A 10,899-nucleotide genomic window follows, 5' to 3' on the forward strand; every position below is an offset into this window, starting at 1 on the left:
GGCCCCGAGGTTCCTCCCGTCACTAGGACTCTTCCTGGTGGCGGGAGGCCTTTTTTTACTAGGCTGGTTTTCCTACCTCTGGTTTAAACCTGCTCCTGTTCCATACAGCTATCAGCTTATTGATGAGGGTGGGATATCAAAGTTCCCAAACCTTCCGTTGCAAGCATGGCCAGACTTAAAGATCAGTAAATATGAGCTGCGGGTTCAGTCCGTGGAGAAGCCGATTGCGGTTGTGTATCGTGCTACGAAGGCGAATGGCAGTTCTGTCTTATTGAACTGGGAAAGTTTGATTTCAGAACCGATCGGGTTTATGGGCGGAGAGCTTGCCGAGCTGGCTACTATCGGTACCGATCTCACTCAGCATGTTCCCCAAGAAGGTCTAGTCTTGGCCTGGTGGGACATTTCACGACAGCTTCACCTACTGTCTGAGCGGGAAACGCTGTTTAAGTCTCATCTCGGACAGCCTCTGATAACACCATCCTATTGGAAAGATCGTGTTCCAGTTATTGCCGAATATGAGCACCAGTTTTGGGGTGACAAGGGATCAAAGGAAGAAGCTCAGAAGTTTCAACAATTTATTGATGCGCTTTCATCAGAGCCCACGAAAGGCGCTGCGCTGCTTCGCGAATTAGCAGGATCAAGAGAAGCCTATATTGTGGTACATCCAACCGACTTGTATAAAGTCGGTCTTCTGCGACCGGATCGAATGGAAATTGCATTCAAGGATTTTCCGCTAACCGGGAATGTTCATGGACTGGCCAATCAAGTGAAAGCGTGGATGAAGGAATATGGCTACGACACCTATACTCTCCAGTCCCTTTCTGAAAAGGTGGTACGTGCCTATTTCCTCAACCAGAGTAAGAATGGGAAAATTTTACTCGCTCAGATGTTGCCGCTGATGAATTCAACGCCTATTGACTTCGAAGCCTTACAACTTGTGCATAAGCATGGCGGCTATTGGGTGTACAGGATCCCAGCTGCTCACAATCCTTCCTGAGTCTTGCAATCCAAAATATCGGGCTAGCAGTTCTGAATTTTCTCATGGTAAACTGACGCCGTCAGTAGCGAGCGCAAGTGGAAATGTTGTACGATCAAACTATTGAGTATTGGGATAGCAATCAAGCGGGCCGTATTTATACATCTATCGGAAAGGAGATGCCGTGAATTACCGCATTTTATCTGGATTGGCCGCTGCAGCGGTATTCCTTATCATGGCTGGGGTTGCTTCAGCCGACGGGACATTCGAGGGTAGAAAAAAGTGCTTCAACTGCCATAAGGGAGAGGGTGAAGCCTGGGAAAAGACGCTGCATGGGAAGGCAATGGAGTCGCTCAAGCCTAGCAGAGGTAAGAAGAAGGACGAGGCGATGGTCAAGGCGAAGCTTGACCCTAAAAAGGACTATACAAAAGACAAGGATTGCGTTGGATGCCACGTCGACGGGTTCGGTAAGGAAGGTGGCTACGTCATCGAAGAGCCGGAGAAATTCTTGACCGGCGTTGGGTGCGAATCCTGTCACGGAGCAGGAAGTGACTACCGTAAGATTCACCGGAAAGCTGGCGAAGCCTTCGAGAAGTCACAGAAAACTACCGAACGTGCCAGTTTAGTTGAAGCTGGGCAGGATTTTGAGTTTCAAGAAAAGTGTAATGCCTGCCACTTAAATTATGAAGGCTCGCCCTGGAAGGGTGCGAAGAAGCCCTATACTCCGTTCACACCGACCGTCGACAAGAAATACTCGTTTGATTTTGAGAAGTATGTGCGAGACGACAAAGCGATGCACACGCATTTCAAGCTTGCAGGGACATTCACTGGCCCACCAATGCCGAAGTTCCATGAGGAATTCCAAAAGGCCGCAAAGCCACCGGTAAAGTCTGATAAGGGTGGGGACGAATAACAATGCCAAAGCTCGGAACCTTAATTACTGGAGCGGTTTTGGGGATAGGGCTCATCACCGTGGTGTTCGGCGGTGAGGCTGCTATATCCAGGACCGAGTTTTGTATCAGTTGTCACTCTGAAATCTATCCCTATGAGGAGCTGAAGAAGTCCTCTCACTGGGGTGCGATCGGTATGGATCCCGGTTGTAAGGACTGCCACGTTCCTCAAGGGCTGTCGAATTTCCATAAGGCTGTGTGGACTCATGTGGTGGATGGTGTTCCGTTCTTGATCAAAGAATTCACCACTGACTATTCGACGGTCGAAAAGTTCAATGAGCATCGTCCGGAAGCTGCGTTTCGTGCACGGATGAAGCTCAAGGAGTGGGATAGCCTCACGTGCCGCGCTTGCCACAAGAATACGAAGCCGCCTGGGGCGTCAGCCAAGGCAGCACATGCGAAGATGCAAAGCGAAGGAGCCACTTGTATTGATTGCCACCAGAATCTGGTGCATAAAAAGGTTCCCGAGCATGATCTGAATGCCAGCATCGCGCAGGGGAAGCCGGTGATCAAGGAAGTGAAAAAGAAGGTAGACGACGAGGACGAGTAGGGCTACGACTTTCTTGGTCGTCGGTTGTTTGATTGTGAGGCGAGGCCGTGCATCATCGCTGATGTACGGCCTCGCTCGTTGATACCAGGAAGGTAGTACAATGAAGGCTGTTATTTCCCCGGTCCATTCAACCGGGACAAGGTGTTTTCCGGTGCTCCCGTCAATGCCCGCTGTCTGAGTTTCTCCCGCCATCGAGATGAGAGGGCCTTACAATCAGCCAGTTCATGAGCGGCCTGTCGGTCTTGGACCAGGTGGTGCATGATCTGGTTTGCGGCTGACACGGTCCACTGTGGATAGGGACGTTCCTGAAGGACCAGCTTCTTCCCTGCCTGGACGTGCCCCTCCGTGAGGACGCGAAAATACCATCCGGTGCGACCTGTTTCCTGAACCCGAACGGCTAGATCCTTGATGCGCCAATAGCGAGCCAGTTTCCAGCAGGGTTGTCGAGGCTGAGAAATTTGTACCGTAGCCTCTCCCAGTTGAAAGACATCACCGATGCATACGTCCCTCTCCAAGAGACCTTGCGTGGTCAGGTTTTCACCAAAGCCACCCATGGGAAGCAGAGTGAACCCGACGGTATGCTCCCAATACGCATAATGCTCATGTGGGTAGACGTTGACGGCCTTGTCTAGGCCACCGTGATTGACGAGATCGGCTTGCCCATCACCCGTAAGATTGAGCGTTCCCAACCAAATCGATTCTGTGGTGGATTTCTTGAAGAAGCCGGTGGCCCACTCTTGAAGGGAACCCGATTGATCCAAAAAATCTGCTGAGGTCATACACTGTGGGAGGCCGACTTGTAGGGAGATGACCGTGGCGGTGAGATCCGTGTTCACAAAAACCACCTCATCCGGATTACCTCTCGCTTTCTGGTTGTTCATGATCCCATGGGGACCACCAAGAGTTCGGCGTTGACAAGTTCACCATTCGCCGATCCTCTTCAAACCCCATCCTGACTTATGCCAGTGGGCGAGCCGCTTCATGCTTCGCAAGGTTGGTCCGGCTCCGCCGATCGCCACGGCATCCACGAGGCAGTACCAGGCACCCGCGCCACTCGGGGGATTTCCCTGAGGCCATCCCAAGAGAGGATCGATGGCGGCCCATTCCCAGGCACCGACTGCGGTGCCGATCAATTCAAGCCAGGTCGTGATAAAGAACGCTGCCAGGTAAACCATCGGTGAGCGACCGATCAGCAGCCAGACTAAAAAAATTGCAAACAACAAGGCCCCAACCCAATCCCCGCGGTTTGGATAGCCACTGACTCCCCACAGCGACCAAGTTCCCCAGACTCCAATGACAAACAGAGCGATTTTCCCAGGGTGCCGCACAAACAAGGCCGACCGTGCCAGTGCAACTGCGGTGAGATAGACCATCCCATGTCCTGGCGGGACGTAGGCGGGCACATTTTCAAAACGGTAGGTGTAGCCTCCCATATAAATAGAGGCGAAGTGCTCACCAATGGTTGCAAAGAGAACGGCAATGGCAACTTGCGTTCTGGTTTCTCGATTCTCGCCAATCAGTAAAGCGACGAGAAAGATCCACGCGCAGACTCCAAGGAGGTGCTGGCGTTCGACGCTGGCACTGATCTCCATGACACAACTGATTGCCACGCTGAAGAACGTGAAGGCGGCAATTGCATAATCCCTGACTCGGTGGCTATCGAGCGCAGTGGGGCCAGGGAAATGGCGGACGGCTACTTGAGCAATAGAACGAAGCCACCGTGAGAAGGAAACAGGAGCTGATGGGGCATTCATGTGTCTTATGCTGTCTTTCGAGAAGGTACACTACCCTGCGTCGTGCCCCTATCTATCAGCTTCGTTGAACGTGAGCTCGAATGTTTTTCATCATACAGGAGCCGGAAAAGGTGGGCAAGTTCGTGGGCGCTCAGTGTTTATGGACGGACAGTCACGGGCTACGGGCGAGCAGACGTTGACAAGGACACTGGCCGCTCCTCGTCTTCAGCCGGGTTACGACGGACCATGGGGCGGCCTCTGTTCAAGACCAACAGGTACTTACTTCTTGATCTGTTCCGAAAGAAATCTTTCAAGACCGACTTGGTCGATGGTTCGAAGTCTTGTCTCGAACCAATCAATATGGCCCTCCGTGTCTTCAAGCATGTGCTCCAGCAGATGTCGGGTGGTAAAATCGCTGACTGTGGCACAGTGGTCAATGGCTGTGCGAAGCAATTCGACGTCTTCGCGTTCAAATTCAAGATCGGCCCGAAATAACGCTACGACATCTTTTCCGTGCGTCACAGATTCAAGACGTTCCATCTCCGGCGTACCGTCCAAATACAGAATATGATGAACAAGTCCTGCCGAGTGCTGCATCTCATCGTTTGCGAGATGGCTGTAATACTCATGAAGTCGTTCATATCCCCAGTTTTTACAGAGGCCCGCATGCAGCAGGTATTGATGTATGGCGGTCAGCTCGGTAGTGAGTATGTGATTGAGTTGTTCCAGGACCCCTTCTTTGGCCTTCATGATCTCCCTCAAGATTCGTGTTTAATCTGTTCAGCGAGGTAATTCTCAAGCCCAACCTGTTTGATGGTTTCCTGTTGAGTTTCGATCCAATCGATATGTGCATCGACATCCTTCGCCATATCTTCCAACATGTGTCGAGTTGTGAAGTCCGTTACTTTTGTACAGTGAACGATTCCTTCATTCAGCAGAGTCAGCATCTCCTGTTCAGCCTTCAAGTCTAATTTCAGTTGTTCTGCAACGGTCTCACCGACTTGGACCGTGTTCATGCGCTGCACATTCGGGACCCCTTCCAAATAGAGGATATGACTGATCAGTTCATCGGCATCCTTCATTTCATCGATACTTCGCTCTCGCACCTTGCAATGGAGCCGTTCATAGCCCCAGTTCTCACACATCTTGGCGTGAACGAAGTACTGATTGATAGCCGTCAGGTCTGCGGTCAAAACCTTATTTAAAATAGCGATAACCCCATCTTTTGCTTTCATGATGACTGCCCTCCTTTTCGTATCAACCCTGTCCTCTGTTCTCATTATCAGCACGTCTTGGCGTTGTCGTCAACTCAAGCTATAGATACATTTCGAGTTTGTCTCTCAGTGTCGATGAAATGGGTTCTCAGTATTGCAAGAAGCGGTGTGTGCCGCAGATGCCTCTTGATGGTCGGATGGAGTGTCGCCGCTGAAAGGTTTGGGAAATGACCAAGAGCCGAAAAGGATGTGACGGAGATGTGTGAATGCGGTTTCCTCGTAGGAGCGCAGACGGGTGAGCAGCTTCTGCAGTGGTGTTGCAGAATCCGGACTATGCCATCGCGAATCCTACCACCATCGAGTACTTGAAAGAGTCGTTTGCGGGGTGGTACATTTTTCAGATCTTAATTGCTTGGAACATTAACGGTAACTATTGAAGTCATGATGAAGCTAATAACTCGCGTCGGTGTGCCCCTCTTGATTCTTACGATCACGACAGTCTTCAGTCCTGGGCTTGTTGCTGCGCACGGTAATGTATCCATCGAAGAGGATATCTGCGTACGCAAGGTCGGTGGGAATATGGTGCACTTGAGTGCCTACCAACCGCAGATTGAGCCGAAGGCCGAGTATTGTACGGACATTCCGGATGTCGGTGATACATTTCTGGTTGTGGATCTTGTCGATCCAGGCCTCCGGACACTTCCGGTGGGCGTCAAGATCATTCGCGGGGTCAATGAAAACGAGCAAGACGAAGCCAAGACTGTGGCCTATTGGAAACCGGTCTCTCATCCGGATGGGATTCTTAGAGGAGAAGCACGGTTGGAGAAAGGCCTTTACAAGTTGATCATTACGGCAGAAGGCCTGAGCCCTTCCGCTTATTTACTGCGAGTGCAACAGGTTGACTACTCGAAGCTGGGGCGTTCGGCGTTAGGCCCACTGGCACTGTTGCTGGTGCTTGGCGTGGTGGGGTATGAACTCTCGAAGTCGAGTAGAATGCGAAATTGGTGGGCGTCCCGACGACGTTCGTAGATAAGCTTGCGGGCAATGGGGATGTCGATGTCGTCACTTCACTTTTCCACAGAGGGATCATTTATGAGGCCTTTCGTCTATCTTAAGCTGACAGTTGCATGTGTGGTATGTGCTCTGAGCGTCTTTGTCTCCACGCAGGCCCACGCTCACGGCGGACTGTCCATGGCCGAGGACATGTGCAAACTCACGGTTGGTACGTATACGATGCATTTCAGCGGGTACCAACCTGAAAGTACACAGCAGAAGCAATTCTGTGAAGACATCCCCGCAACCGGGCACACAATCGTCGTGCTTGATTATATCGAGCAAGAACTTCGCACCCTTCCTGCTGAAGTCCGAATTATTAAAGACACCGGATCGGAAGACAATATCGAAGCCATTACCGTCTTCCATCTTCCAGCAAAGGTCTATGCCAATGGTTCCATTGACTTTAATCATACGTTTGAGCAGCCTGGGAAATTTGTTGGTATCGTGACGGTGGGAGAAAAGGGAGAGCATATCTCCAAATTTCCATTCTCGGTAGGGGAACCGAAAGTATTTTCGAAATTCCTGAACATTTATATGATTCCTGTCGCTGCCGTGCTCATTGTTGGGGGCATCGTCTTTTTCATGCGGGATCGCGGAAAGCCTTCACAGATTGCGGCTTCCTGATACGGGCAGCATCGAAGTTACGATGCATTGAATTGTAAGGAAAGAAGAGGTCCTACGATGTTTTCTCATGCTCTGGTTCGTGCATGGATCGGTTGTCTTTTTCTGTTGGTCGCCGCGCCCTTCCCGGCGATGGCCCAGCATGGACATGAATTAGCAGCGGATACCTGTGTGCTCCACGTCGGTCCGTATAAGATGTATTTTCACACCTATCTGCCGGATATGTATTACGATCGGCAATTTTGTCAGGAACTTCCCGCCATCGGGAACGCGGTCCTGGTCCTGGACTTTGTGGAACATGAACTTCGTTCCGTCCCAGTCGAGGTGAGGGTAATCAATGATACGGGCTCGGAAGAAAATCTTGAGGCCTCGACGATTGCGCACCTTCCGTCTAAGGTTTACCCAACCGGATCGATTGACGTGAAGTACAATTTTGACAAACCCGGCAAGTTCGTGGGGCTGGTGTCGGTCGGTGAAAAGCAGGAACATGTTTCTCGGTTTTCATTTTCGGTCGGTGAAACAGGAGCGGTCTCACACCTGATGCACTACATCACCGTGTTTATACCAGTTCTGGTTGGTCTCATTGTGGCGGTGTATTATACCTTTCGTGATCGTCGGAAGCCTTCACAAGCCACCGTCTCATAGGCGTCAGGCTGGTACGGAATCGCTGACCTGACTGGGTGACGATGCTGAATATTCTTCGGGACTACAACGGAGCATGCGGAAGGCTGATGATCACATCACTGAATAGGCGCAAGACTCTAAGGGGCCCTCTCTTTCTCGTGGTGGCATTGGCGTTCGGCATGCCTGCAGCCTCGGCGCTCGCCCATTCGATGTTGGTGAAGGCAGAGCCGGCTCGACGAGCGGTCCTCACGAAGGCACCAAATCAAGTGCGTCTATGGTTCAATGAAAAGATTGAGGGGGATTACGCCTCGTTGGTCGTTCTGGATGACAAGAAACAATCGATTACCGATGTCAAGCCGACACTCGCATCTGATGACCCTAAGTCGATCATCCTGCCGTTGCCTGAGTTGGTTCCCGGCAAATACTCCATCAAGTTTCGTGTCCTCTCGGTCGATGGGCATGTCGTCGAATCGTCTTTCGACTTCACGGTGAAGGGCGAAGCACAAAAGAAATGATCGAGTTTGCTGGTGCGCTGTTTCGTGGTCTGCAGCTAGTGTCCTCCATGCTGCTGATCGGCGGGTGCGTGTTTTTGGCTATCGCCGGTCAGCAAGGCGCTGCGCCGGGACCTTCTTGGCGGACACGCCTGGTCAAGACCTTCCCATGGTTGGCCCTCACTCTCCTCGTCGGTTTATTCGGCCTGCTCGCTACCACGACAGCCCAAGCGACCGGGGTTTCTGGCAATGCGTGGAACCTGCAAGCCTGGATAGACTTTTTGCAGAAGACGCGGGTCGGATTCATTTGGATCCTGCGCGCTGCGAGTGCTCTCGCCGTCCTGGCGGTCGTGCTGTACATCCGGATTTCGCCTCCGGCGCAATGGCGGTACATTGCGGGGGCCGTCGTCGCTGCGCTGACCCTGGCTCTGGGTTCTCTCGCGAGTCATTCCGCCGCCGAGGAACAAGCAGCCTTGGCCACGGTGATCTATGCTCTGCATCTCATCGTCGCCAGCATCTGGTTTGGCGGGCTTCCTGGCGTGATCCTTGTTGCCTCTACGGCAGTGACTGGCCCGATGAGCGAAAAATCCTGTGCCGGCGAGGTGTTGAGCAGATTTTCGGCATTGGCTCTGTACACGATGATCACCATCGTCGTCTCGGGTCTCATCGTGGCCAATCTCATGATCGACACCAATTACGCCGGATTGGTTGCGACCACCTATGGTTGGCTCCTCATCACGAAGTTGACGTTGCTGGGGATCATTCTTGTAATTGCATCACGCGCCAAGTCGGTGTGGGTGCCGGCGCTGAACCAGAGTCCTGACAGTGCCGCAGCCGGCGGACAGAAACTCCAGACGTGGGTGAGAATCGAGTTCAGTCTGGCTATCTTGCTTGTCATCGTCGCAACGGTGTTAGCCAATGCCGTACCGGCCAAGCACGATGTCATCGATCATTGGCCCTATCCCTTCCGATTTTCAATCGATGCCAATTGGGTTGATCCGTTAGTGCGCACCATCGTACTGACCGGCCTCGTGTTCCTCATCACGGCCGGAATCACGATCGTTCTCGGTCGCAAGAAACAGTGGGCAACTTCGTGGCGAATCGCTGTTCCGACAATGTTGGGAATTCTTGGCCTTGGCGCGACGCTGTATCCCCTTTCCGTGCAATCGTACCCGGAAACCTATCGGAAAACACCGGTCCCGTTCGACGCCATCTCGATTGCCAATGGGGTTGACCTGTTTACGGCGAACTGTATTCCGTGTCATGGACCGCAGGCAAAAGGAAATGGTGTCTTGGCAAAAGCGTTACCGAAGCAACCGGTTGATCTTCTGACGGAGCCTCATACTGCCATGCACACGGCGGGTGATTTCTTCCATTGGCTCACCTACGGACGATTCAACGGAGTCATGCCGGCCTTCGGGGAGAAGCTTTCAGAAGAGGACCGCTGGGATCTGCTGAACTTTCTCCATGCCAATAACCGAGGCTATCAGTCGAGGATCATCACCCCCCGTATTCTGCCTGAACAACCCTTTCTGGCGACGCCGAACTTCTCGTACAGCGCACACGATGGTTCAAGCGGTACACTGAAAGATTTCCGTGGCAAGCAGGACTTACTGCTCGTCCTCTTCTCTTGGCCGGAATCGCGGGAGCGGCTTGATCGACTTCGTTTCGTTGCAGGCGAGCTTGCGAAGCATAATACAGCCATATTGGCTGTCCCTATGACGGACGTGTCTTCTGATGAATTGGCCGTAGTCGTGCGGGATATGCCATTCCCGGTCGTTACGCAGGGGGCGCGCGAGATCTCCAGCAGTTATGTCCTGTTTCGAAGGACGCTCTCTCTTCCTGACTTGTTTGGAGAAGGGACGAGACCGAAGCACATCGAGTTTCTTTTTGATCGATTTGGATACCTACGGGCCAGGTGGATCCCTCAGGGGGATGGGGCTGGGTGGACGGACGTCGTCCTCTTGACGCAACAAATTACGCAGCTCAATCAGGAACGAGAAATTCTCCCACCTCCTGGCGACCACGTTCATTGACAGCCGCTTTCCCCGCGTGGGGATCTGTATACCGGTCAGCCGCACTGGTCTGAGTCGCCCCATCCGCTCAGTAGATAGGGGGTCGATTTTGGCTGGGCGCAATCCATCAGTCTTTATAGTCAACCTTCAAGTTTCTGTGGTCTGAGTAGGATCTTACCTGTCTACGTAGGAAGCTATGGACGGGACGCGGTTGGACTTTGCCGACAGAGCGTGATAGCCGAGAAAGGAATGAGACAGTGCTTTGATGAGTCAGGTGTCTCTCTCGTACACTCAGTCACCCCTACTAATGTGTGATCTTGACTTCCCAGATTCTGGAGGAGTATACCTCAGGCACCTGAGTAAGGCCTTGATTTGAACTATAGAGCAGGGATTGGTTAGTCTTCTTCATGATGTCTTCATGATGATATCTTCATGATATTTTGCTTGACTCATCTTAAAGCTTTGTCGGATACTTGCGGACCTTTTACGGGCTCCATCGTGAAAATTCATACAGTGCCTGCGGTGGGGGTTGTGTGTTTGGACTATGGTAATCAGTAGTTGCACGTTTTCATTTAAAACAAGGAGGTAGCGGACATGGCAGCTGACAGTTCCGGGCGGGGCTATGACGTCTCGCAGTGGTACGATTCGAAGCCGGTGAAGATCGGCTGG

At 52.2% G+C, this 10,899-nt stretch carries 12 protein-coding genes; 8 read left to right on the plus strand and 4 right to left on the minus strand.

The genetic code is table 11. The annotated features are described in order from the left end of the window. The 3 genes from haoB to ACMTNU_RS19325 all read left to right on the plus strand — a co-directional run. The coding region (gene haoB / locus ACMTNU_RS19315; protein ID WP_413936924.1) for a hydroxylamine oxidation protein HaoB at positions 1-997 on the plus strand (997 nt) is incomplete at its 5' end. Positions 998-1,160: 163 nt separating this feature from the next. Further along, on the plus strand, positions 1,161-1,889 hold the full coding sequence (cycA, locus tag ACMTNU_RS19320; protein ID WP_413936925.1) for a cytochrome c-550 CycA: 729 nt from the start codon (positions 1,161-1,163) through the stop codon (positions 1,887-1,889). Positions 1,890-1,891: 2 nt separating this feature from the next. Further along, positions 1,892-2,476, plus strand: a complete 585-nt coding sequence (locus tag ACMTNU_RS19325; protein ID WP_413936926.1) for a NapC/NirT family cytochrome c — start codon at positions 1,892-1,894, stop codon at positions 2,474-2,476. Between the two features lie 110 nt (positions 2,477-2,586). Here ACMTNU_RS19325 and ACMTNU_RS19330 read toward each other — a convergent pair whose 3' ends face one another. From ACMTNU_RS19330 to bfr (ACMTNU_RS19345), 4 genes are all read right to left on the minus strand, one after another. Beyond that, positions 2,587-3,357, minus strand: a complete 771-nt coding sequence (locus ACMTNU_RS19330) for an MOSC domain-containing protein (RefSeq protein WP_413936927.1) — start codon at positions 3,355-3,357, stop codon at positions 2,587-2,589. A 39-nt stretch (positions 3,358-3,396) separates the two neighbouring features. After that, entirely contained in the window at positions 3,397-4,230 is an 834-nt protein-coding gene (locus tag ACMTNU_RS19335; protein WP_413936928.1) for a hypothetical protein, read from the minus strand. Positions 4,231-4,488: 258 nt separating this feature from the next. Next, a complete protein-coding gene (bfr, locus tag ACMTNU_RS19340) occupies positions 4,489-4,959 on the minus strand; it encodes a bacterioferritin (RefSeq protein WP_413936929.1) in 471 nt (156 codons plus the stop codon). An 8-nt stretch (positions 4,960-4,967) separates the two neighbouring features. Beyond that, entirely contained in the window at positions 4,968-5,444 is a 477-nt protein-coding gene (gene bfr / locus ACMTNU_RS19345) for a bacterioferritin (protein ID WP_413936930.1), read from the minus strand. A gap of 420 nt (positions 5,445-5,864) precedes the next feature. Here bfr (ACMTNU_RS19345) and ACMTNU_RS19350 point away from each other — a divergent pair, with 420 nt between their 5' ends. The 5 genes from ACMTNU_RS19350 (at position 5,865) to ACMTNU_RS19370 (ending at position 10,251) form a co-directional block, all read left to right on the plus strand. Further along, entirely contained in the window at positions 5,865-6,452 is a 588-nt protein-coding gene (locus tag ACMTNU_RS19350) for a hypothetical protein (protein ID WP_413936931.1), read from the plus strand. 162 nt (positions 6,453-6,614) lie between these two features. Then, positions 6,615-7,103, plus strand: a complete 489-nt coding sequence (locus ACMTNU_RS19355; protein WP_413936932.1) for a hypothetical protein — start codon at positions 6,615-6,617, stop codon at positions 7,101-7,103. 57 nt (positions 7,104-7,160) lie between these two features. Then, positions 7,161-7,745 (plus strand): hypothetical protein, encoded by a 585-nt coding sequence (locus ACMTNU_RS19360; RefSeq protein WP_413936933.1) that lies wholly within the window; start codon positions 7,161-7,163, stop codon positions 7,743-7,745. An 86-nt stretch (positions 7,746-7,831) separates the two neighbouring features. Then, a complete protein-coding gene (locus ACMTNU_RS19365; protein ID WP_413936934.1) occupies positions 7,832-8,239 on the plus strand; it encodes a copper resistance protein CopC in 408 nt (135 codons plus the stop codon). Then, on the plus strand, positions 8,236-10,251 hold the full coding sequence (locus tag ACMTNU_RS19370; RefSeq protein WP_413936935.1) for a CopD family protein: 2,016 nt from the start codon (positions 8,236-8,238) through the stop codon (positions 10,249-10,251). Before ACMTNU_RS19365 ends, ACMTNU_RS19370 begins: the two co-directional genes overlap by 4 nt. Positions 10,252-10,899: the final 648 nt, after the last annotated feature.

This window comes from Nitrospira sp. BLG_1, assembly GCF_047338595.1.
GTDB lineage: Bacteria > Nitrospirota > Nitrospiria > Nitrospirales > Nitrospiraceae > Nitrospira_D.